Genomic DNA, 21,606 nt, shown 5'->3' on the forward strand with positions numbered 1-21,606 from the left:
ATGAGGGGGGGTGGGTGGCGTCATGAGACCGTCCCGAGGTTGACCACGCGCACGTCCATGGGGATCTCGCTGTGGCTCAGGACGACCAGGTGGGGCAGGGCCCGCTCCAGCAGGCGGCGCAGGTGGGGCCGCACGACGGGATTGGTGAGGAGCACGGGCTGGGCTCCGGGCAGGAGGTTGGTGATGCCCGTGGAGATGCGGCCGAGGATCTCCTGGAGCCGCCCGGGGTCCAGGGCGAGGAAGCTGCCCCGGTCCGTGGTCTCGATGCCGGACTGGATGGTCTGCTCCAGCTGGGGGTCCAGCATCAGCACGCCCAGCTCGTTGTTCTCGGAGATGTGGGGCGTGGTGAGCGAGCGCCCCAGGTGCTGGCGCACGTACTCGGTGAGCGTCAGGGGGTCGCGGGTGATGGGGATGGCGTCGGCGCAGGCCTCGAGGATCCGGCCCAGGTCCCGCACGGGGACCCGCTCCCGCAGGAGGTTCTGGACGACCTTCAGGAGCACGCCCACGGGCACCACGTTGGGCACCAGCTCCTCCACGAGCTTGGGGGTGGTCTCCTTGAGGTTGTCCAGGAGCTGCTGCAGCTCGGGGCGTCCCACCAGTTCCGGGGCCTGCTGCTTGATGAGCTCGGAGAGGTGGGTGGTGATGACGGTGGCCGGGTCCACCACGGTGTAGCCCATGAGCTGGGCGTGGTCGCGCTGGGCCTCCTGGATCCAGAAGGCGGGGAGCCCGAAGGCGGGCTCGGTGGTGGCCGTGCCCTGGACGTCGCCGGTGGCGGTGCCCGGGTTCATGGCCAGGAAGGCCCCGGGGGTGACCTCGCTGCGGGCGATCTCCTCGCCCCGCAGCTGGACCCGGTAGGTGTTGGCGGGGAGCTGGAGGTTGTCCCGGATGCGGATGGGGGGCACGACGATGCCCAGCTCCTGGGCCATCTGGCGGCGCAGGGCCTTGATGCGCTCGAGCACCGTGCCGCCCTGGTTCACGTCCAGGAGGCTGATGAGGCCGTAGCCCACCTCCAGGCCCAGGGGGTCCACCTTGAGGAGGGACTCCACGCGCTCGGGGGCCTCGGCCTTGGCCTTCTCCTTGGGTTCGGCCTTGGCCTCCAGGCGCTGGGCGGCGAACTTCCGGGTGGCGTAGGCCATGATGCCGAAGATGATCCCCATGATCCAGAAGGGGACCAGGGGCAGGCCCGGCACCGCCCCGAACAGGAACAGCACCGACGCCGCGATGGCCAGGGGCCGGTAGTCCATGCCCAGCTGGCCCATGACCTCGGTGCCGAGGTTGGGGGACTGGGAGCCGCTGCGGGTGGTGAGGATGGCGCCGCCCACGGAGATGAGGAGGCTGGGCACCGCCGTCACCAGGCCGTCGCCCACGGTCAGGAGGGTGAAGGTCTCCATGGACTGCAGGACGGGCAGGTTGTACTTGAGGATGCCGATGAGGATGCCGGCGATGATGTTCACCGCCAGGATGAGCAGGGCCGCCACGGCGTCCCGCTGGGTGAACTTCACGGCGCCGTCCATGGCCCCGTAGAAGTTGGCCTCCTCGCCCAGTTCCCTGCGGCGCTTGCGGGCCTCCACCTCGTCGATGTAGCCGGCGTTCAGGTCGGCGTCGATGGCCATCTGCTTGCCGGGCATGGCGTCCAGGGTGAACCGGGCGGTGACTTCGGCGATGCGGCCGGAGCCGTGGTTGATGACCAGGAACTGGATGGCCAGGAGGATGAGGAACACCACCAGGCCGATGATGTAGCTGCCGCCCACCACGAACTGGCCGAAGGCCTGCACCATGTGCCCGGCCGCTTCGGGCCCCTGCTCGCCACCGTAGAGGAGGATCCGCCGCGTGGTGGCCACGTTCAGGGCCAGCCGGAACAGGGTGATGATCAGCAGGATGGAGGGGTAGGCGTTGAATTCCTGGGGCTTGGCCACATACATGCCCACCATGAGGATCAGGAGGGACATGGTGATGTTGAAGACGATCAGGATGTCGATCACGAACGCCGGCAGGGGCAGGATCATGACGACCATGACGATGAGGACGAAAACGGGCGTGGCCAGGTCCGCCCGCTTCGAGAGGCGGGTGATATACGGAAGGAGCCTGTCCAGGAAGGTCAGCATGTTGACACCGGGATACCGGGGAGCGAAAGGGATGCCAACCGTTCAAGTGTTGGAAAATGAAGGTGTTGACCTTCAGGGGCGGCCCGGGGCCCCCCGGGGGCCGGTGCGGAACCTTGGCTTTGGTAGACTGGAGGCATTCCTGGGGAGACGCACATGGCTCATTCCACCCTTCTGATCCCGGCCTGCCTCCTCCTGGTCCTGGGCTGCGTCGAGCCCAAGGCCATCGCGCCCGTGTCCCCCATGGCCCCCTCGCCCCTGGTGGTGGAACCGGCCTCCGTGGCGGTGACCGCGGGTCAGGGGACGGACTTCAAGGCCCGGGCCCAGGACGGTTCCAGGCCCGCGGTGGCCTGGGAGGCCCAGGGCGGCTCCGTGGACGCCTCCGGGCACTTCACGGCGCCTGCCGAGCCGGGCACGGCCACGGTGGTGGCCAGGGCCTACGGGGGCCGCACGGCCTCGGCCACGGTCAAGGTGGTGCCTCCCCCCCGGGGCCCCGTGACGGCCCCCGCGAGGGTGATGGCCGGCGCCCGCGACGTGCGCGCCTCGGTGCCGGCGCAGGAGGGGGCCACCTACGAATGGAAGGTGGAGGGCGGGGTCCTCAAGGGCGGCGCCCGCGGCGCCACGGTGGCCTTCGACGCCGGCTCCGGGCCCAGGGCCGTCCTTTCCTGCCGGGTGGTCAACGCCGCCGGCCAGGGGCTCACGGCCTCCCTGGAACTGCCCCTGTCGCCCGGGGTGGACCTGTCGGTCACGCCCGCCTCCGTCACCGTGACCGCCGGGGCCAGCACGAAGCTCGGGTTCACCCTGGAGGGCGGCGCCACCGGGGAGGTGCAGTGGTCGGTGCTGGAAGCCGGCGGCGGCACGGTGGACGCCTCGGGCAGGTACCGCGCCCCCGGCAAGCCCGGCGCCTACACGGTCCAGGTGCGCTCCAAGGACGATCCCGCCATCAAGGCCACCGTGCCCGTGAAGGTCGTGGCCGCCCCCGCAGGCGCCGTGAAGGGCCCCGGCAAGGTCGCTCCGGGCGCCAAGGCCCTTCGGGCCAGCGTCGTGGAGCAGGCCGGGTGCCGCTATGCGTGGAAGGTCACGGGCGGAACCATCACCTCGGGAGCCGACGCGCCCCTGGTGGTCTTCGAGGCCGGGGACGGGCCGAAGCTGGAGCTGGTGTGCGAGATCACCAACGAGGCGGGGGATTCCTTCCAGGCCAGGCTCACGGTGCCGGTCAGCTAGACGGGGCCCGCCGCGACCGCCTCCTCCGTCGTGATGGGCAGGGTCCGCTCCTGGCTGTGCTGCCGGATGGGGCAGGGCTCCACGGAGCAGTGGTCGCACAGGGCCCGCTGGCAAGGGTCCACGTGGGTGTGGAGCTCGCCCTCGATGCCCGCCTCGCGCACCACGGACTTCGCGAAGGCGTCGGCCAGGTCGTGGCTCTGGGCGATGCCGTAGAACTCGGGCACCACCATGTGGATGTCCACGTGGATGTAGCGGCCCGAGCGCATGGTGCGCAGCTCGTGGATGGCCAGGATGTCGTCGGGGCGGATCCGGTTGATGGCGGCCACCAGCTTGTCCAGGAGGTCGGGGTCCTCGGTGTCCAGGAGGGCGGCGCTGGAGGAACGCACCAGCTTGAAGCCGGTCCAGGCCAGGAGCCCGCCCACGCCCAGGGCGATGATCGCGTCCAGCCACTGCCAGCCCGTGAGGGCCACCAGGAACAGGCCGATGCCCAGGCCCACGGTGGTGTAGAAGTCGGACAGGACATGGTGGCCGTCGGCCTCCAGGGCGAGGGAGCGCTGCTTCCTGCCGCAGTGGATGAGGTACAGCCCCAGCGCGCCGTTGAGCACGCCGGCGGCGAAGTTGATGGCCATGCCCTTGCCCAGGTGCTCCAGGGGGGGGCGGTCCACCAGGGAGTGCACGGCCTCGTACCCGATGAGCACCGCCGCGAGGCTGATCATGCCGCCTTCGAAGGCCGCGGAGAAGTGCTCGATCTTGCCGTGGCCGTAGGGGTGCTCCCTGTCCGCCGGCTTGCCCGCGAAGATGATGGCGCCCAGGGCGAACACGGCGGCCACCACGTTGACCACGTTCTCGATGGCATCGGACTTCAGGGCGGCGGAATGGGAGATGTGGAAGGCGTAGTATTTCAGGCCGAGGATGAAGAGACCCGCGGTGATGGACAGCGTCGAGACGCGGATCCGGGCTCTCTGGGAATGGGCTTCTTCGTTCATGCGGGCCTCTCGGCCCTGGAACGGGCCTTGGTTCCCATGATGGAGCCAGGGGGAAGGGGGGGCAACTGTCTCCTCCGCAGGCCGGGGCTCCGGCTTCGTTTCCAGGCGATTGAACCTTGTTGAGACTCATTCCTCGCGACGGGTTTTCCCGTCCTTTCTCAAGGGGCCGATCCGCCTTCCGGCGCCTCTTTGGAATTTTGAAAATACATTACGTAATGAGTCTCAATTGCCGATACGCTTTTCAAGGTTCGGTCTAGGGCAGCCTTCGTGGGCCCGAATGACGGATCCCCATCCCCGCCGGAGTCCCGGCGTGGTCAGCCGAGTGATCAGCCACAGGGAGCCCCCTCGTGTCCACCTGCCGTCCCCGTTCCCTTTCCTGGCTGGCCCTGGCCCTCCTTCTCGCAGCGGGGTGCGGAGGCTCCCGGAGGAGCTCCCCGCAGGCGCCGGCGGCCCTGGTCCTGGCGCCGTCTTCCCCCATCCTGGCCGTGGGCCAGTCGGTGCAGTTCTCCGCCGCCCTGCCGCCGGGAGCCGTGGCCACCTGGTCCGTGGAGCCTCCGTCCGCCGGCCTCATCTCGCCCACCGGCGCCTTCACCGCCGCCGGCGCCCCCGGGGCGTGCACCGTCCGTGTCAGCTACGGCCTGGAGGCCCCCTACCGCGCCACGGCCAACGTGACGATCCTCCCGCCCCCGGCTCCGGCCACCTCCACCCCGGGCCAGGAGCAGGCCTCGGGCCAGGGGCAGACCCAGCCCGGCACCGGCGCCGCCAACGCCGCGCTGGTGGGTGAAGTCGTTCCGGTCACCAACGCCGTCAGCGCCGACCCGGCCGTGCAGGTGCGCCACGGTTTCCTGCCTCCCGGCCTTTGAACGTCGTCCCGACCTCCCCCTTGAAGGTGCCCCCCTTGCGACACGCCCTCCGAACCCCCCTCCTCGCCATCCTCCTCGCCGCTCCCGCACTCGCCGCCGATCCGGCCCCGCCGCCCACCCTGGCCTACCAGGGCCGGCTCCTGGAAGGCGCGGCGCCCGTGACCGGGGACCGGAGCTTCACCTTCACCATCCTGGATGCGGCGGGAAGCCCGGTGTGGCATTCGGGCCCCCAGACCCTCGCCGTGAACGTCGGCCTCTATTCCGCGGTGCTGGGTTCCGCGGGCATGCCCCCCATGCCCGCCGAGATCCTGGGCCGGGCCGGCCTGAAGCTCCATGTCACCCTCTCCGGCCTGGCCCTCACCCCCGACGTGGACATCATCCCCGGCTTCCAGGCGCGCAGCGCCTGGGAAGTCACCGGCGCCTTTGCCGGGGACCTCACGGGAACCCAGGGGCAGACGCAGGTGACGGGCCTCCAGGGCTACCCCCTGGACCTGACCACGGCGGCCCCCGTCCCCGGCCAGTCGCTTGTGTTCGACGGCACCCGTTGGGCTCCGTCGAGCCTTGCGGGCATCGCCGGCCCCTCCGGAGCCCAGGGGCCCGAGGGCCCCGCGGGCACGGCGGGTCCCACCGGCCTCCAGGGGCCCATCGGCCTGACGGGCGTCGCCGGTCCCACCGGCGCGCAGGGGCCCATCGGTCCGACGGGCGCCACCGGCCCCGCCGGCACGCAGGGGCCCATCGGTCTGACGGGCGCCACCGGTCCCGTCGGCCCACAGGGTTCCATTGGCCTGCCGGGCGCCACCGGTTCCGTCGGCCCACAGGGACCCATCGGTCTGACGGGCGCCACCGGTTCCGTCGGCGCACAGGGGCCCGTCGGTCTGACGGGTCCGGCCGGGCCCGCGGGCGCAACCGGTGCCGCCGGTCCTCAGGGCGCAGCGGGTCTGACGGGGGCGATGGGACCCCAGGGACCCATCGGCCTGACAGGCTCGGCCGGACCCGCGGGCCCAGCCGGCGCGACCGGACTCCAGGGACCTGCCGGACCTGCCGGTGCGACCGGAGCGCCTGGCAGCATCGGACCCCAGGGGCTTACCGGGCCGGCCGGCGCAACGGGCGCGACCGGGCCCCAGGGCATTCAGGGGCCTGCGGGGCCGGCGGGCAGTTCCGGTGGCGGTAGCTCGGCCACGCGGTCGCCGCTGCAGATCGCCACGCTCGCCTGGTACGGCGCCAACACCACCTTTCCCGCGATCGCGGTGGGCTCCCATCCCGTGGCGCTGGCGTTCGATGGCCGGAGCATGTGGGTCGGGAACTACTCCAGCAACAACGTGACCCGGATCCTGACGGCCACCGGGGCGGTGCTCGGCACCTATGCGATTCCGGGCAACTGCCCCACCGGCGTGGCCTTCGACGGCGTCAACGTCTGGGTCTGCAGCCTGCTGGGGAGCGCCACCACCAACCTGACGAAATTCAGCGGCGTCGACGGCACCGTGCTCGGCTCCTACAAGATCGGGACCGACAACGCCTTCGCGGTGGCCTTCGACGGGACGGTCCTTTGGGTCGCCAGCATCGACGGGTACGTCTACCGGGTCGATGTGTCCAACGGCAGCCAGCTTGGAGCCTACCTGGTGGGGCAGGGGCCCATCTCCATGGCCTTCGACGGCACCAGCATCTGGACCGCCAACTCGAACGACATAACCGTCACGCGGATCAACGTGGCCAATCCGGCCATCGTGGCGACCTACACGGTGGGCTCCATGGACCAGGACTGGGAGAACGGCGCCTTCCCGGTCGCTGTGGCCTTCGACGGCTCCAACATCTGGGTTTCGCTCCTGGGCTCGGGCTCCGTGCCGAGTTCGGTGAAGAAGCTCAACGTCGCCGACGGCACCGTCGCCGCCACCTGCACCGGGATCAACACTCCCACCTCGATGGCCTTCGACGGCGTCCACCTCTGGGTGGCAAGCGGCAACACCATGGGCAAGATCAAGGTCGCCGACGCCAGTCTGGCGGCCACCGTCCCGGCGGGCCTGGGCGTGTCGGGCATCGCGTTCGATGGCGTCAACATCTGGTGCGCCAACAACACCGCGTCGGGAACCGTCTCCAGGCGCTAAACGGCCCTGCGGCCTCCGGGGCCCTTGCCCATGACCCCCTCAATCTGTCATCACGGGGCGATGGGCGGAACGAAGACAAACTGTGAACAAAGGGCATAGGCGAGGGTGCCCACGGAAATACTCAGGAGACTGTTCCTACCCAGGCCATGGACGGCCAGCACGACTCCCGACGCCAGGATTTCGGGCAGCCCATGGGGATACCTCAAATAGTCCACTTCGCTGAGGCTTTGCAGGCTCAACAGCACCATGATGGCCGCCGGGAGTTTTCGGCCCAGGTTTCTGAGCCGAGGCCTCGCTCCCAGGCGCGCAGCGAGGAGGAAAGGCAGGGTCCGGGTCAGCGCCGTTGTGAGGAACATGACACCTAGGCCGCCGATCAGGTAGCGCATGGTTCTTCCCTTTCCATAAGCAGGAGGATTGTCGCGATGAGCAGGGAAAGAAGAAGCAGCTGCTTTCTGCACATGGCCAAGGCGAGGCCCCCCGCCAGGAGGGCGGCCAGGAAGGGATACCGGGATCTGCTTGCCTGCCACTGCTCCAGGGTAAGAACCAGGAAGAGGGCGGTCAGCACAAACCGGAGGGCAGGGATCTCCACCTTCACCAGCGTCCCGAACAGCGCGCCCAGGGTCGTGCCGCCGATCCAGTAGAGGTGGTTGAGGAGGGTAAGGAACAGGCAATACTCCGCATCGTTTTCGGGCAGAGGCGGACGGGAGGTAAGAATGGAATAGGTCTCGTCGGTGAGGCCATGGGTGAGATACCACTTTCTGCGCCACCGGACAGGAAAGCGTTCCGCCACTGAGAGGGAATAGAAGATATGGCGGAGGTCGATGATGGCGATGGCCGAGAAAAGGGCCAATAGTGAGGCATTCCGGTCGATCATCCCGATGGCCACGAGTTGGGTGGTGCCAGCGTAGGCGAACGTGCTCATCAAGGGGGCCAGCACCCAGGGATGACCGTGGCCCACCAGGAGGAGGCCGAAGACGATGCCAAGTGGAACGTAACCGAAAAAGACAGGAACAGAATCCTGGAAAGCAGTCTTGAGGACAGGACGAAGGCCGCACATGGCGTCAAAGTACCCTTGCCAGGGCCTGAAGCCCCCGCCTGAGAATGGCCGCCGATCTTCCGAACGTAAGGCGAAGGGCATGCTCATCCATGAACACTTCACCTGGCATCACCAACGTCCGTTGTTCGTATAGGAGTCTGCGTGCCAGACAGGCACTGTCCACAGACGGGGGGACCGTCAGGTAAGCGAAGGGCGTGCCTCGAGGAACGGAAAGCCTGAGGTTGGGGTGGTCCACAAGCCAATCCTTCAGGATTGCCAGACCCTCCCGGTTCAAGGTCTGGTAGGTCTCCAGAAACATAGCCCTCTTCTTAAGCACCTGAAGTCCCAGCTGCTCGCACAGGGAGGCATTGCACACCGTGGTGTACCGCTTCATATTGGTGGCGGCCTGAATCGTGGCAGAATCCGAAATGAGCCACCCGATTCGAAGGCCAGGGAAGCCGTATATCTTGGAAAGACCTGAAACCGCCGAAGCGCGGGGCATCCGGTGAATGATGGATTTCGCATAATTGCTAGCGTATTCCTCGTCATTCATCACGCTCAGCCCATGCTCCTCTGCCAACGCTCCCACCTCCTTCCACTCCTCCTCCGTAAGATCGCAACCGATAGGGTTATTGGGGAAATTCAGCACGAGGAGATTCGTGTTCCTGCGTATGCTCCTGCGCAGCTGAGCCAAATCGAAGCGGAACCCCTGGTCCCGTCCGAAACGAAGGGTGGAGATGTCCGCTCCGAGCCAGCGAGGGATTTCCCAGGACTGCTGCCAACCTGGCATCGTGGTCACCACGTGGTCGCCGGAGCCAAGCAGGCTGCAGTAGAAAAGGAAGAGCCCCTCCTGGGCACCGTGGGTAATGAGGACCTGGGACGGATCCACCGAATAGAGGAGGGCAACCTCCTCCCTCAAGGTGGCCTGGCCCCGGTCCGGGGCATAGTCCAAGGCCTGCGTCGGAGCTTGGCGCAGTTCCTCAAGGTGGCGACATTGAATGCCGCTTTCGCCCAGGTCGATGTCGAAGTTGCCCAGGGCCACTTCAAACAGCCAGCTCTGAATGGCGTACTCAGACGGCTTGGCCATGGAGCATCCTTCGGGAAATGGTGAAGATGAACACGTCACGCCTGGCCGGCCCCGAGCGCATGGGGGTCAAGGCCGTGGTGTAGTGTTTGTAGGTACGGTCGTTGAAGATGAAAAGCGTATTTTCCGGGATGGTGGCTTCCAGAACGATCCTCTCGTTGTCCTGCAGATCGTAAAGCATGCATTTGGCGCCCATCCCGTTCTCGACGCCGACCATCAGGATCGAAACGAAGTCGAACCCGTCCTGGTGAACGCCTTCGGGAGCAGGCAGGCCCACCAGGGACGGACCGGCGATGACCCTGATCTGATGGATGCCGACGTCGTACCCGGGGGCGGGAGGAAGAATGGGAAGGAAGATCTTCTTCAGCAGGGTCGTTTCCAAATATCGTTTGACCTGACTTGAGAGCGGCCCGAAAGTTCTGTGCACGCCGCCCTTGAATACGTTGTAGCGCGGGTCCTGGATGAATGGCGGCGCGCCGAGGTATGAAAACCGGCCATCCTCCACTTCGCCGCAGCCGTAGCTCCTGAACCGGTAAGCCCTCGGGGCATCCAGATAGGCGTCCGCGGGAAGCTCGTCGAAACTGCGCTTGACCGACTCCGGTACCTCGCCCACGGGCCAAACCTGGAAGCGGGTTTTTGCGGGATCCAGCTGGAGGCATTGCAATATCGTGTTGTTCCAGTCAGTCATCGCCGCCTCCGGCGCTTGGTCGGGAAGAATTCCGGAGTTTGCTGTTCCGCATTCCGTATCTGAAATAGATGACGATCCCGATTGCCAGCCACAGAGCCAAACGGATCCAGGCGTCCACGGGCAAGGCCGACATGACCCAGATGCAGGCCAGCGCCCCGAGGGGGCCCACAAGCCAGGGCAGGGGTGTCCGGAACGGCCGCGCTGCATGAGGGCTGGTCACCCTCAGGACGGGAATGCCCAGGCAAACGATCATGAACGCCAGGAGGGTGCCGATGGAAACGAGTTCCCCCACCAGGCTCAGTGGAAGGATGCCGGCTCCCAAAGCAATGGCCAGGGTTGCGGTGGAGATTGCCACATGGGGGGTTGCATGACTGGTGTGAAGGCGGTCGAACCAGGGCAGCAGGCCGTCCTTCCCCATCGCGTAGAAGATCCGGCTCTGTCCATAAATGAACGTGATCAGCACGGAGGTCAGGCCCGCAAGGGCGCCCAATTTCACCAGGACACCGATGAGTTTCCGCATCTCCGGGGACCAGCCGTGCAGTGCCACGATGCGGTCGATGCCCAGGGCAATGGGGTCGGAAATACCCAGCAGCTTGTAGGACACCACGCCTGTGAGAACGAGGGAAACCAGCACATAGAGCCCGGTGCACACGGCCAGGGACGCGATGATTCCACGGGGGATATCCCTGGACGGGTTTCTGCATTCCTGGGCGGAGGTCGCGACAATATCGAAGCCGATGTATGCGAGGAAGACGACTCCCGTTCCGGCAAGCACTCCAGGCCATCCGTAGCCGCTCACTTCCCGGCCGTTCTTCAGGATGGAGCCTTCAAGGGGGATGAACTGGAGGAAGCCAACCGCTTGGGGATTCGCCTTCCAGAGGGTCGCGTCCATCACCGACCACCCGGTCAACACGAAGCCTAGAATCACCGCAATCTTGGTACACACCATCAGGTTGTTCGCAAACGTGGATTCCTTCAGGCCGCGATAGACGACAGCCCCCACCATCAGGACGACGATCGACCCGGGCGCATTCCAGATGCCGTGCAGGGTAGAGCCATCGGCAAGGAGGAGACTCTCCCAGGGCCCCCTGGTGAAGGCCAGCAGGCCGTCCGAAAGGTGCACGGCGAATTGCTTTTCCAAGAGCGACAAGAAATACCCGCCCCAGGCATGGCCGACAATGACAGCGCCGAAGGTGTATTCTAGGATCAAATCCCACCCGATGATCCAGGCCATGAATTCGCCCATCGTGGCATACGAGTAGGTGTAGGCGGAGCCGGAAACCGGCAGCATCGCCGCCATTTCGGAATAGCAGAGCCCGGAGAGGAAACAGAGCAGGCCCGCCAGCACGAAACTATAGGCTATGGCGGGCCCCGCATAGTAGGCGGCGCCAGCTCCCGTCATCGTGAATATTCCAGCCCCAACGATGGCCCCAATGCCGATCATTGCTAAATTAAAAGGACCGAGTGAGCGTTTCAACGTTTTGGTGTCATGGATATTGTCACAATATGGTTCAATATCAATCTTTGAATTTGAAATGGGCTTCTTGATGAATAGATTTTTCATATGCACCCCCGTGACGAAGGCATGCCGTGACACTGATGGATAAGTATGTGCTTCGACTCAGCTTATGCGAATGACGCTGGACTACGCCAAGGAGCGCATCCTGGAAAGTTGATGCACCATCCAGAATCGATGTTTCGTTGAGATATTTAATAAAATAATAATGTGATCCCAAAATGTGATGTGCTGATAGTTATCGTATCATGTAGAAACGCATATGCTTACTCATGTGAAACTTCTGAAATCAATTCGGCAGCCAGTTGGTATGGGCCCCTATGAGTCCCATCCAGCGTCCGCAGGGCAGGCCCTTAAGCTCTTGAGCGATGAAGCAGCAGGCCGGTTATGGAAAGGAGGTGATAGCATGCGTAGAAATACTAATAGCAACTATATTGGCAATCTTATCCGGTGATTCAACCTGATTCAGAATCAAGGGAGACGCCAGGGACGCAGCTCCCTTGATTGCTTCACGCAGGAGGCTCTCGTGCTCCATGTGCGCCCACACCTCTACCAGCAACTCGGCGCCACCCTGGGCGTTCACTTTAGGCTCCTGACCAATCCCCGTTTTTCAGCCAGCTTCCATATAGAAGACAGTGATCGTTACGAAACCACAGGCGTCGTCACGTTCATGTGCGAGGACGAGCTGGCGGGTCTTCTCGAAGGAGAAGTGCTTCCGCGCCCCTCGCACCTGCTCGTGGTTGCTCCCGATTCCGGCTTCTCCTCCCCGGCACCCGAACGGCTGGGCCGGGAACGCAAACTGTTGGTGTTGCCCTGCAATTCCAGTTCCATCGAGGAGGAGGACATCCAGCACTACCTCGGTGCCATGGAGGCGACGGATGTCGTGGCCCAGAAGGATTGGAGTGACCGGTTTTTTCGTGCTGGCGAAGCCGCGTCATATTTGACCTTCACGGACGAGGATGCACGGACCTTTGCGCGTTTCGATCACCTGAACGAGGGCTATGAGTGGTTCGAACAGCTGGGACCCCTGGACTGGGGTGGCCAGCAATTCTGCCCAGCAGGGGAAATAAGTGTTCTTCCCATGGTTCATGGACGATTCGACCCTTCCCGGCGCCTTGCGCTCACGGGGGAACTGGCGCTGCGCGGCCTGCCGATCGTGAACTCCGGAACCCTCTCGTTCCTGCGGGAAGACCAGGACCGGATCTTCGGGGAACTGGCGTGCCTCGAGAGCTCTACCGTGATCGCCACCGTTGAGAATGGGGGCATTCAGACCCTCCGGGAGGGTGGGGCCGGAAGCGGCACCGCCAGGGCCATGCTGGAAGCCCTGTTCAGGGTGGATTCGCGCTACCGGATCATCTGGGAAATAGGTATCGGCAGCAACACGACCATGACTCCTCTCCCGGCCAACCGCACGCCGAATGAGAGCTACGGCCATCACCAGGGCTGTGTGCACTGGGGGCTGGGCCTGACGCCCTGGACCCAGTACCATGTGGATCTGCTTTGCCCTGATACGGTCGTGGCCACGGACCGAGGCGAGCACCTTGCGGGTGGCCACGGTTGGATGTCCAGGAAGGCGAGCCCGGGGTGTCCATGCGTCAGGTAGGATCCGGCAGCCGCCCGGTCCGCATCCGGGAAGTCACCACCGAACCCGGTTTCCGTGCCGCCCGCGAACTTCTCCAGGAGTACGCCGCAGGCCTGGGCATCGATCTGTCGTTCCAGGGTTACCAGAAGGAGCTGGATCTGCTTCCGGGTGCCTACGCCGCCCCGGGAGGGGCCATTTTCCTGGCCCTAAGCGATGACCGCGCCGTTGGCATGGTGGCCCTTCGCCCCCTCCATCCAGGAACATGCGAATTGAAAAGGCTCTTTGTCCGCCCCGCATTCCGCCGCTCCGGGACCGGAACTCAATTGGTGGAGGCTGCCCTGTCTGGCGCACGCGTCCGGGGTTATGCCGAAGTGGTCCTGGATACGCTGCCGGCCATGGCCGGCGCCCTCGCCTTGTACCGTCGGCTCGGATTCCAGGATATCCCGCCCTACTATGCGACTCCCATTCCGGGAACGCTGTTCCTGAAAAAGGGGCTCCGTGACTCGGCGCAGGGCTGACGGCCCTGGAAAGCCGGAGGGACTCCCCCTGGAGGCCATCCAGGGAAACGTTTGCCGCTCGTGCCACGCCGGTAGGACATCTTGGGTTCTGCTGGACGAAAAGCGCCTACGGAACCATGGATGTGAAGAGGCGTGGAAAGCCCTTGTGGCGGGGAGTGGCCGCCGGCCGCCATCCGGGGTCGCGACTTCCGTGACAGGGGGCTGAAGACGCCCTTTCCCTCGGAGTCAAGGGCATGCCTCCGGTGGAGACGGCAGGATCCAGTCTGCCTGGTGCCCAATTCAAGGCTATGCCCTGCGGCCTCCGGGGCCCTTGCCCATGACCCGGCCGATGGACCGGATCCGGGCCTCCATGCACCCGTGGCAGACCTGCGCGGTCTCGTGCACGCAGGCCTTGCCGGGGTAGATCTCGTAGAGGACCCGGTACGCGGGCGGCGTTACGTTGGGCATCACCACGTTGGCGCCGCGGCAGAGGCCCAGTTCCCGGCCGGCCTTGGGGTCGATCGTGGCCAGGGCCGTGGTGCTGGGGATGTTGGACTGGGGGCAGACGATGCGGGTGAGGGCCACGGCCTTGAGGGTGGTGAGTTCGTCGTTGGGCACCTGCTGGCTGGGCGGAGCCAGGTAGCTTGCCGCGTCCGGGCCGCCCAGGGGTGTGCGGGGGCTGGGCAGGAAGGGGCCGATGCCGATCATGTCCATGTCGTAGCCGCGGAAGGTGTCGATGTCCTGGGCCAGGATCTCCCAGGTCTGGCCGGGGATGCCCACCATGACGCCCGTGCCGATCTCGTAGCCGAAGCTCCGCATGCGGTCCAGCTGGGCCATGCGGTCCGAGAGGGTGCCCGGCAGCGAGGGGTGGATGACGTCGTAGAGCTTGGGGTCGCTGGTCTCGAAGCGCAGCAGGAAGCGGTCGGCGCCCGCGGCCTTCCAGGCCATCAGCTCGTCGTCCTCGCGCTCGCCCAGGCTCAGCGTCACGGCCAGGGGGGTGGTGGCCTTGATCTCCCGCACGATGGCGGCGATGGTCTCGACCTTCAGGCCCGGGTCCTCCCCGGACTGCATGACGACGGAGCCGTAGCCCAGGCGGTGGGCCTCCCGGGCGCAGGCCAGGATCTCGGCGGGCTCCATGCGGTAGCGCGTGATGCCCTGGGAACAGGCGTTGATGCCGCAGTAGGCGCACTGGCGCACGCAGAAGTTGCTGATCTCGATGAGGCCGCGCAGGTGCACCTCGTCGCCGACGTTGGCCTTGCGCACGGCGTCGGCGCGCGCCCACAGCTCCTCCAGGCGGGCCTCGTCGGTCTCCTTGAGCCAGTGAAGGATCTCATTTCGCTGCATGAACCTGCTCCAGGAGGGCTTTCGCCGCGGGGAAGGGCTCCAGGGCCCGCTCGAAGATCCCGAGGGAATACGCGATCGTCAGGCCGTAGTTGGTGAGGGGTACGCCCGCCTCCCGGGCCCGGTGGATGCGGCTGAGCATCTCCCTGCGGTTGCCGGTGCAGTTGCCGCAGTGCACGACGAGGCCGTAGGGGGTGAGGTCCTCGGGGAAGTCCCGGCCCTGGACGTGCTCGAATTCCAGCTTCGCGCCCACGTACTGGGTGAGCCAGCGGGGGATCTTCACCCGGCCGATGTCCTCGCCCACGGGGTGGTGGCCGCAGGTCTCGGCCACCAGGATCCGGTCGCCGCCCTTGAGCCGCTCGATGCCGAGGGTTCCCCGCACCTGCTCGGCCAGGTCGCCCTGGAAGCGGCTCATGAGGATGGAGAAGCTGGTCATGGGGATGTCCCGGGGCACGTCCGCGGCCACCTTCAGGAAGGCCTGGGAATCGGTCACCACGAGCGACGGCGGCTCCTTGAGCCGCGCCAGCGCGGGCCGCAGCTCGCGCTCCTGCACCACCATCACCATGGACTCCCCGTCCAGGAGATCGCGGATGGCCATGACCTGGGGCAGGATGAGGCGGCCCTTGGGGGCCTCCTTGTCGATGGGCACCACCAGGACCGCGAGGCCCCCCGGCGGGACCAGGTCGGACACCAGGCGCCGGTTGTCGAAGAAGTCTGCCGGCGCGAGCCGCAGCAGGGCCTCCTTGAGGCCGGGGATGCCGGTGCCCCGGAGCGCGCTCACGGCCACGAAGGGGATCTCCGCCGGGTGGCGCGGGGCGGCGTCGCCGCCCAGGTCGGCCTTGTTGTGCACCACCAGGGCCGGCACCTTCCGGGCCTGGAGCTCCGCCAGGAGCCCCGCCTCGAACTCGCCCCAGCTGGTGCCCTCGGTGACGATGACGCCCAGGTCCACCCGGTCCAGCACGGCGCGGGTGCGGGCCATGCGGAGCTCGCCCAGGGCGCCCTCGTCGTCCACGCCCGCCGTGTCCACGAAGAGCACGGGGCCCAGGGGAAGCAGCTCCATGGGCTTTTCCACGGGGTCCGTGGTGGTGCCTTTCACGTCCGAGACGATGCTCACCTGCTGCCGGGTGAAGGCGTTGAGAAGGGAGGACTTGCCGACGTTGCGACGGCCGAACAAGCCAATGTGCAGGCGGAGGGAGCGGGGGGCGGGCTGGGTCATGGGCGGGGCTTCCTGAAGCCGAGGCGGCCCACCGCCTCGGGGCTGGTGAGCTCGTCGAACTGCGCCGCGGTGAAGTAGCCGTCCTCGATGCCGGCGGCCCGCAGCCCGCGGCCGGCGGCGCGGGCCACCAGTTCGCTGACGCGGTCGTACCCCAGCAGGGGCAGGAGGGCGGTGGCGGCGGCGGTGCCGTTCTCCACCTGGGCGCGGCAGCGGGCCTCGTCGGCGGTGAGGCCCTCGACGCAATGGGTCCGCAGGATCATGCAGGCCCGGGCCAGGAGGTCGAAACTCTCCAGGAGGCAGTGGGCGGCCAGGGGCAGGAAGGGGTTGAGCTCCATGGAGCCCATGGCAGCGGCCATGGACAGGGCCTGGTCGTGGGCCATGGCGAGGAGGGCGGCCTGGGTCGCGGCCTCCGGGATCACCGGGTTGACCTTGCCGGGCATGATGGAGCTTCCCGCCTGGCGGGGAGGGAGCTTCAGCTCGCCCAGGCCCGCCTCGGGGCCGCTGGCAAGCACCCGCAGGTCCGTGGAGATCTTGACGAGGGTGGTGGCCAGGGCCTTCAGGAGGCCGGAGACCTCCACCAGCGTGTCGATGTTCTGGGTGGCCTCAACGAGGTTCTCGGCCCGGGCCAGGCCCATGCCGGTGAGGTCGCGCAGCTCGTCGACCACCCGGAAGATGTACTCCGTGGGCGCCGCCAGGCCCGTGCCGATGGCCGTGCCGCCCAGGTTCACCACGCGCAGGCGCTCCTCGGCCTTGGCAAGGCGCCAGCGGTCGCGGTTGAGGGCCTCGGCGTAGGCGCCCATGGACCGGCCCAGGGTCGTCAGCACGGCGTCCTGCAGCTCGGTGCGGGCCACCTTGACCACGTGGGCCAGCGCCTTCTCCTGGGCCTGGAAGGCCTCCTGGAGGGCCAGAACCTGGCGCTCCAGCTCCCGGAGGCCCTGGATGGCGGCGATGCGCAGGGCGGTGGGGAAGGTGTCGTTGGTGCTCTGGTGGAGGTTCGCGTGGTCCAGCGGGGAGACGGCGGCGTAGTCGCCCCGGGACAGGCCCAGCAGCTCCAGGGCCCGGTTGGCCAGGACCTCGTTGACGTTCATGTTGGTGGAGGTGCCGGCCCCGCCCTGCAGGGCATCCACCGGGATGTCGGCGTCCAGGAGGCCGTCCATGAGCTCCCGGCAGGCCTGCTCCAGGGCGTCCGCCTTGAGGGCGTCCGGAAGGAAGCCCAGGTTCCGGTTGGTGCGCAGGGCGGCGAGCTTCACGGCCCCGAAGGCGTGGATCAGCTCGGGGTGCACGGGCCGGCCCAGCAGCGGGAAGTTCTCCAGGGCCCGGGCGGTGTGGACGCCGTGGCGGGCCGAAGCCGGGACGTCCAGCTCTCCAAGGTTGTCCTTCTCCCGGCGGGTCTCGCTCATGGCTCCAGGATAGGATACCGGCGCGGTCCCCGTTCCTGAGATTCCGTTGCAGCCCTGCGACCCCGGTCACAACTCGCCCCGGCCCCGGCCACGGGGGTGGTTGAATTGAAGCTTGCGCGACTGAGAGGAGTTCAGGAATGTCGGACTACCGGATCAAGGAACACCCGATTCTGCCCATCCCGGCGGAACCCACCCTGGCCTTCACCTGGCAGGGCAGGGACCTCAAGGCGCGGGTGGGCGAGACCATCTCCTCGGCGCTCTTCTCCAACGGCATCCGGACCTTCGGCCACCACCACAAGGACGGCGCCCCCATGGGCATCTTCTGCGCCAACGGCCAGTGCGCCCAGTGCTCGGTCATCGCCGACGGGCTGCCGGTGAAGTCCTGCATGGTCCCCGTGCGCGACGGCATGACCGTGGCCCCCCTGGACGGCAAGCCCGTCCTGCCCGACGTGGGCGAGGGCGACCTGGCGTTCCGGGACATCGAGACCCTCAACGTGGAGTGCCTGATCCTGGGCGGCGGCCCCGCGGGGCTGTCGGCCGCGGTGGAGCTGGGCAAGGCGGGCGTGGGCGTGGTGCTGGTGGACGACAAGGCCGACCTGGGCGGCAAGCTCGTTCTGCAGACCCACAAGTTCTTCGGGTCCATCGACGCCTGCCACGCGGGCACGCGCGGCATGGACATCGGCCGCAAGCTCGAGGCCGAGGTGCGGAAATTCGAGAACGTGCGCATCTGGGCCAACAGCAATGCCCTGGCGGTCTTCTCGGACCGCAAGGTGGGCATCCTGCGCGAGGGCCACTACGTCCTCGTCCAGCCCCAGGTGCTGCTGGTGGCCACCGGCGCCCGGGAGAAGTCGCTCGTGTTCCGGGGCAACACGCTGCCCGGCGTCTACGGGGCCGGCGCCTTCCAGACCCTGGTGAACCGGGACATGGTCAAGCCATCGGACCGGCTCTTCGTCATCGGCGGCGGCAACGTGGGCCTGATCGCGGCCTACCATGCGCTGCAGGCCGGCATCGAGGTGGTGGGGCTCTGCGAGGCCCTGCCGGAGTGCGGCGGCTACAAGGTGCACCGGGACAAGCTGGTGCGCATGGGCGTGCCCATCCACAACAGCCACACCGTCATCTCCGCCAACGGCGAGGGCGAGGTGGAGTCGGTGACCATCGCCAAATTGGACGCGGCCTGGAAGGTGGTGCCGGGCACCGAGAAGACGTTCAAGTGCGACACCGTGCTGGTGGCCGTGGGCCTGGAGCCGGTGAACGAGTTCTTCGGCAAGGCCAAGGAGTTCGGCCTGCCGGTCTACTCCGCGGGCGACGCCGAGGAGATCGCCGAGGCATCCGCGGCCATGTTCACCGGCAAGATCCGGGGCCTGGAGATCGCCCGGGCCCTGGGCCGGGACACGGGCGAAGTGCCCACGGAGTGGCACCGCACCGCCGCCGTGCTCAAGTCCCGTCCGGGCGCCACCATCACCGAGGAGATCCCCGAGGACGAGAAGGGGGTCTTCCCCGTCTTCCACTGCAGCCAGGAGATCCCCTGCAACCCCTGCACCAGCATCTGCCCGCAGGGTTCGATCATGATCGAGGGCAACGACATCCTGGGGGTGCCGACCTTCAACGAGAAGGACTGCATCGCCTGCGAGCAGTGCGTCGCGGTGTGCCCGGGCCTGGCCATCACGCTCCTGGACTACCGCCGGGGCGGGGACGAGGTCCTGGTGTCGATCCCCTACGAGTTCCCCGGGTCCACCATCAAGGCCGGCGACACGGTCACGGTGCTGGACACGCTGGGACGGATCCTGGGCAACGTGAAGGTGGACCGGGTGCGCTCGCCCAAGTTCGCCGACCACGCGGTGCTGGTGAAGGTGCGGGCGCCCTTCGAGATCGCCAAGCAGATCGCGGGCATCCGGGTGCAGCAGCCCTGGGTTTCCGAGCCGATGCCCGAGAAGGTGGAACGCCTGGCCGACGACGAGATCGTCTGCCGCTGCGAGCGGGTCACCGCCGGGGACGTGCGGGCCCAGATCCGGGCCGGGGTGCGGGACATGAACGAGCTGAAGGCCTCGACCCGGGCCGGCATGGGCGCCTGCGGCGGCAAGACCTGCCCCAGCCTCATCCGGCGCATCTTCCGGGAGGAGGGCGTCAAGGATTCCGAGATCACCGAGCTCACCCAGCGCCCCATCTTCATGGAGGTGCCCCTGGGGGCCTTCGCGGGCGTGGTGACGGGGGAGGGTCCCGTGCAGGACGTGGCGCGCGCGCACGCGGTAGGCGCCTTCCAGGGAGGTCTGTGATGAGCACCGCCGTCTACGACGTCATCGTCATCGGTGCGGGCAGCGTCGGCATGCCCACCGCCATGCACCTGGCGGAAAAGGGCCTGAAGGTGCTCTGCCTCGACCAGTTCGCCTCCCCCGGCCAGGGCAGCAACAAGTGCGCCATCGGCGGCATCCGCGCCACGCACTCGTCCCCCGCCAAGATCAAGCTCTGCCTGGACAGCCTGCGCACCTTCGGCCACTGGAAGGAGGAGCACGGGTGGGACATCGAGTGGGCGCGGGGCGGCTACGCCTTCGTGGCCTACCGCCCCCACGAGGAGCGGCTCCTGAAGAACCTCCTGGTCGTGCAGAAGCAGGCCGGCCTGAACATCGAGTGGAAGGACCGCAAGGAGCTGCTTCAGGTGGCTCCGGGCCTGCGGGAGGAAGGGCTGCTGGGCGGCACCTTCTCCCCCGAGGACGGTTCGGCCTCCCCCATGCGCAGCTGCCTGGGCTTCCACCGCCGCGCCGTGGAACTGGGCGTGGACTGCCGCTTCAACGAGAAGGTCACCAGCATCATGCGGCGCAAGGGCAAGGTGGTGGGCGTGCGCACCGACAAGGGCGGCTACGCCACCGGGTGCATCGTCAACGCCGCCGGTCCCTGGGCCCGGGCCGTGGCCCAGGCCGGGGGCCTCGACGCCCCGGTGGTGCCGGACTGCCACGAGGCGGGCATCAGCGAGGCCGTGGCCCCCTTCCTGGACCCGATGGTCGTGGACATCCGCCCCGCCCCCGGTTCCGAGAACTTCTACTTCTACCAGCACAAGCCCGGCCAGGTGGTCTTCTGCATCACCCCCAACCCCCCCGTGGTGGGCTCGGACCGCCGCGAGACCAGCGCCTACCTGCCCATGATCGCCCGCCGCATGGTGGACCTCATGCCCAAGCTGGGCAACCTGAAGGTGCGCCGCACCTGGCGCGGCCTCTACCCCATGACTCCCGACGGCGCGCCGCTGGTGGGCCGTTCCGCCTCGCTGGAAGGCTACATCGACGCCATCGGCATGTGCGGCCAGGGCTACATGCTGGGCCCCGGCGTGGGCGCCCTGGTGGCGCGGCTGGCCACGGACTCCCTGCAGGAGGGCGACGCCGCCATCCTGGAGGAGCTGAGCCCGGCGCGCGCCTTCGGAGGCGTGGAGGCGCTGAAGTAGGCCCTAGGCGAGCGCGTCCACGGATCCCGTGGATGCGTTCGCAAGAGTCATTGCCGCCTTTGCCGTCCTAGCCTGGGACCGTTGCTGGATCTTGGCCTGGAGGGCCTCGATCTGGGCCTTGATCTCGCGGATCTTCGTGGCCTTGGTGGTCTCGTCCATCTTGCTGGTTTCGACGCGCTGGAGTTCCATCTGCCTGGCCTGGAGCTGGGTCTGGAGCGCGGTGGTCGCCGTGGTTCCGGTGCTGGCGGTCAGGGCGGTAATGTCCATGGGAACCCCTTTTCCGAATGAGTGTCCAGCATAGGTGGGGATGGCCCAGGGGCCAGAAATACCGTCGAGTCGGGTTCAGACACCGCCGAATTGGGGTTTTCCCCGTGCGAGTTCACCGGAGGCCGCGCGGCCCTGTTTTCACGCGTTCGCGAGGGGGGCCCCTGCGTGGAATCAAAACGGAACGGAGGCCCGGCATCCTCAAGACCCAGCTTCTGGACCTATTTCTTGCCCGGCCAGATGTGCCTGAAGGACGCGAATACAATTTCATTATT

18 protein-coding genes are annotated in these 21,606 nt (G+C 67.1%); 7 read left to right on the top strand and 11 right to left on the bottom strand.

Translation table 11 applies throughout. The features are described 5' to 3' along the window. Positions 1-20: 20 nt before the first annotated feature. Positions 21-2,105, bottom strand: coding sequence for a flagellar biosynthesis protein FlhA (flhA, locus tag RAH40_RS22790; RefSeq protein WP_306599942.1), 2,085 nt, complete (start codon positions 2,103-2,105; stop codon positions 21-23). A 153-nt stretch (positions 2,106-2,258) separates the two neighbouring features. Here flhA and RAH40_RS22795 point away from each other — a divergent pair, with 153 nt between their 5' ends. Then, positions 2,259-3,326: a hypothetical protein gene (locus tag RAH40_RS22795; RefSeq protein WP_306599943.1), complete on the top strand. Its 1,068-nt coding sequence runs from the start codon at positions 2,259-2,261 to the stop codon at positions 3,324-3,326. Here RAH40_RS22795 and RAH40_RS22800 read toward each other — a convergent pair. Continuing rightward, the gene (locus RAH40_RS22800) at positions 3,323-4,312 is read right to left on the bottom strand and encodes a cation diffusion facilitator family transporter (RefSeq protein WP_306599944.1); all 990 of its coding nucleotides are present in this window, start codon (positions 4,310-4,312) and stop codon (positions 3,323-3,325) included. The two genes, RAH40_RS22795 and RAH40_RS22800, sit on opposite strands and share 4 nt — an antisense overlap. 347 nt (positions 4,313-4,659) lie before the next feature. Here RAH40_RS22800 and RAH40_RS22805 point away from each other — a divergent pair, with 347 nt between their 5' ends. Together RAH40_RS22805 and RAH40_RS22810 are read left to right on the top strand one after the other, a co-directional pair. Then, positions 4,660-5,175 (top strand): hypothetical protein, encoded by a 516-nt coding sequence (locus tag RAH40_RS22805; RefSeq protein WP_306599945.1) that lies wholly within the window; start codon positions 4,660-4,662, stop codon positions 5,173-5,175. 35 nt (positions 5,176-5,210) lie between these two features. Next, entirely contained in the window at positions 5,211-7,277 is a 2,067-nt protein-coding gene (locus RAH40_RS22810) for a hypothetical protein (RefSeq protein ID WP_306599946.1), read from the top strand. Between the two features lie 50 nt (positions 7,278-7,327). Here RAH40_RS22810 and RAH40_RS22815 read toward each other — a convergent pair whose 3' ends face one another. From RAH40_RS22815 to RAH40_RS22835, 5 genes are read right to left on the bottom strand one after another with little or no spacing between them, the layout of a single operon-like run. Further along, positions 7,328-7,663 (bottom strand): branched-chain amino acid transporter permease, encoded by a 336-nt coding sequence (locus RAH40_RS22815; RefSeq protein ID WP_306599947.1) that lies wholly within the window; start codon positions 7,661-7,663, stop codon positions 7,328-7,330. After that, positions 7,651-8,421 carry an AzlC family ABC transporter permease gene (locus RAH40_RS22820; RefSeq protein WP_306599948.1) on the bottom strand — a complete coding sequence of 257 codons (771 nt, stop codon included), beginning with the start codon at positions 8,419-8,421 and terminating at the stop codon, positions 7,651-7,653. The genes RAH40_RS22815 and RAH40_RS22820 overlap by 13 nt, the downstream gene beginning before the upstream one ends. After that, the gene (locus RAH40_RS22825; protein WP_306599949.1) at positions 8,339-9,400 is read right to left on the bottom strand and encodes an aminotransferase class I/II-fold pyridoxal phosphate-dependent enzyme; all 1,062 of its coding nucleotides are present in this window, start codon (positions 9,398-9,400) and stop codon (positions 8,339-8,341) included. Before RAH40_RS22825 ends, RAH40_RS22820 begins: the two co-directional genes overlap by 83 nt. Next, positions 9,384-10,085, bottom strand: a complete 702-nt coding sequence (locus tag RAH40_RS22830; RefSeq protein ID WP_306599950.1) for a 2OG-Fe dioxygenase family protein — start codon at positions 10,083-10,085, stop codon at positions 9,384-9,386. Before RAH40_RS22830 ends, RAH40_RS22825 begins: the two co-directional genes overlap by 17 nt. After that, positions 10,078-11,649 carry an amino acid permease gene (locus RAH40_RS22835; RefSeq protein WP_306599951.1) on the bottom strand — a complete coding sequence of 524 codons (1,572 nt, stop codon included), beginning with the start codon at positions 11,647-11,649 and terminating at the stop codon, positions 10,078-10,080. Before RAH40_RS22835 ends, RAH40_RS22830 begins: the two co-directional genes overlap by 8 nt. 478 nt (positions 11,650-12,127) lie before the next feature. On the opposite strand from RAH40_RS22835, the gene RAH40_RS22840 reads away from it, so the two are divergent. Together RAH40_RS22840 and RAH40_RS22845 are read left to right on the top strand one after the other, a co-directional pair. After that, a complete protein-coding gene (locus RAH40_RS22840; protein WP_306599952.1) occupies positions 12,128-13,204 on the top strand; it encodes a hypothetical protein in 1,077 nt (358 codons plus the stop codon). Next, positions 13,192-13,701, top strand: a complete 510-nt coding sequence (locus RAH40_RS22845; RefSeq protein ID WP_306599953.1) for a GNAT family N-acetyltransferase — start codon at positions 13,192-13,194, stop codon at positions 13,699-13,701. The genes RAH40_RS22840 and RAH40_RS22845 overlap by 13 nt, the downstream gene beginning before the upstream one ends. A gap of 285 nt (positions 13,702-13,986) precedes the next feature. Here RAH40_RS22845 and hydE read toward each other — a convergent pair whose 3' ends face one another. The 3 genes from hydE to RAH40_RS22860 are packed head-to-tail and all read right to left on the bottom strand — an operon-like array spanning position 13,987 to position 17,637. Next, the gene (gene hydE, locus RAH40_RS22850) at positions 13,987-15,024 is read right to left on the bottom strand and encodes a [FeFe] hydrogenase H-cluster radical SAM maturase HydE (RefSeq protein WP_306599954.1); all 1,038 of its coding nucleotides are present in this window, start codon (positions 15,022-15,024) and stop codon (positions 13,987-13,989) included. Continuing rightward, positions 15,011-16,237 carry a [FeFe] hydrogenase H-cluster maturation GTPase HydF gene (hydF, locus tag RAH40_RS22855; RefSeq protein WP_306599955.1) on the bottom strand — a complete coding sequence of 409 codons (1,227 nt, stop codon included), beginning with the start codon at positions 16,235-16,237 and terminating at the stop codon, positions 15,011-15,013. Before hydF ends, hydE begins: the two co-directional genes overlap by 14 nt. Further along, positions 16,234-17,637: an aspartate ammonia-lyase gene (locus RAH40_RS22860; RefSeq protein WP_306599956.1), complete on the bottom strand. Its 1,404-nt coding sequence runs from the start codon at positions 17,635-17,637 to the stop codon at positions 16,234-16,236. The genes hydF and RAH40_RS22860 overlap by 4 nt, the downstream gene beginning before the upstream one ends. Before the next feature lie 137 nt (positions 17,638-17,774). On the opposite strand from RAH40_RS22860, the gene RAH40_RS22865 reads away from it, so the two are divergent. Continuing rightward, positions 17,775-19,910: an FAD-dependent oxidoreductase gene (locus tag RAH40_RS22865; RefSeq protein WP_306599957.1), complete on the top strand. Its 2,136-nt coding sequence runs from the start codon at positions 17,775-17,777 to the stop codon at positions 19,908-19,910. Further along, positions 19,910-21,067, top strand: a complete 1,158-nt coding sequence (locus RAH40_RS22870) for an FAD-binding oxidoreductase (protein ID WP_306599958.1) — start codon at positions 19,910-19,912, stop codon at positions 21,065-21,067. Before RAH40_RS22865 ends, RAH40_RS22870 begins: the two co-directional genes overlap by 1 nt. A gap of 3 nt (positions 21,068-21,070) precedes the next feature. On the opposite strand, the gene RAH40_RS22875 is transcribed toward RAH40_RS22870, so the two are convergent. After that, the gene (locus tag RAH40_RS22875) at positions 21,071-21,334 is read right to left on the bottom strand and encodes a FlxA-like family protein (RefSeq protein WP_306599959.1); all 264 of its coding nucleotides are present in this window, start codon (positions 21,332-21,334) and stop codon (positions 21,071-21,073) included. Positions 21,335-21,606: the final 272 nt, after the last annotated feature.

The sequence above is a fragment of the Geothrix sp. 21YS21S-2 genome (assembly GCF_030846775.1).
Taxonomy (GTDB): Bacteria; Acidobacteriota; Holophagae; order Holophagales; family Holophagaceae; genus Mesoterricola.

Excerpts from the sequence above, each read along its gene's own strand:
- flhA (WP_306599942.1), bottom strand. The coding sequence starts at position 2,105 with ATGCTGACCTTCCTGGACAGGCTCCTTCCGTATATCACCCGCCTCTCG.
- RAH40_RS22795 (WP_306599943.1), top strand. The coding sequence starts at position 2,259 with ATGGCTCATTCCACCCTTCTGATCCCGGCCTGCCTCCTCCTGGTCCTG.
- RAH40_RS22800 (WP_306599944.1), bottom strand. The coding sequence starts at position 4,312 with ATGAACGAAGAAGCCCATTCCCAGAGAGCCCGGATCCGCGTCTCGACG.
- RAH40_RS22815 (WP_306599947.1), bottom strand. The coding sequence starts at position 7,663 with ATGCGCTACCTGATCGGCGGCCTAGGTGTCATGTTCCTCACAACGGCG.
- RAH40_RS22820 (WP_306599948.1), bottom strand. The coding sequence starts at position 8,421 with ATGAGCATGCCCTTCGCCTTACGTTCGGAAGATCGGCGGCCATTCTCA.
- RAH40_RS22825 (WP_306599949.1), bottom strand. The coding sequence starts at position 9,400 with ATGGCCAAGCCGTCTGAGTACGCCATTCAGAGCTGGCTGTTTGAAGTG.
- RAH40_RS22830 (WP_306599950.1), bottom strand. The coding sequence starts at position 10,085 with ATGACTGACTGGAACAACACGATATTGCAATGCCTCCAGCTGGATCCC.
- RAH40_RS22835 (WP_306599951.1), bottom strand. The coding sequence starts at position 11,649 with ATGAAAAATCTATTCATCAAGAAGCCCATTTCAAATTCAAAGATTGAT.
- RAH40_RS22845 (WP_306599953.1), top strand. The coding sequence starts at position 13,192 with ATGCGTCAGGTAGGATCCGGCAGCCGCCCGGTCCGCATCCGGGAAGTC.
- hydE (WP_306599954.1), bottom strand. The coding sequence starts at position 15,024 with ATGCAGCGAAATGAGATCCTTCACTGGCTCAAGGAGACCGACGAGGCC.
- hydF (WP_306599955.1), bottom strand. The coding sequence starts at position 16,237 with ATGACCCAGCCCGCCCCCCGCTCCCTCCGCCTGCACATTGGCTTGTTC.
- RAH40_RS22860 (WP_306599956.1), bottom strand. The coding sequence starts at position 17,637 with ATGAGCGAGACCCGCCGGGAGAAGGACAACCTTGGAGAGCTGGACGTC.
- RAH40_RS22865 (WP_306599957.1), top strand. The coding sequence starts at position 17,775 with ATGTCGGACTACCGGATCAAGGAACACCCGATTCTGCCCATCCCGGCG.
- RAH40_RS22870 (WP_306599958.1), top strand. The coding sequence starts at position 19,910 with ATGAGCACCGCCGTCTACGACGTCATCGTCATCGGTGCGGGCAGCGTC.
- RAH40_RS22875 (WP_306599959.1), bottom strand. The coding sequence starts at position 21,334 with ATGGACATTACCGCCCTGACCGCCAGCACCGGAACCACGGCGACCACC.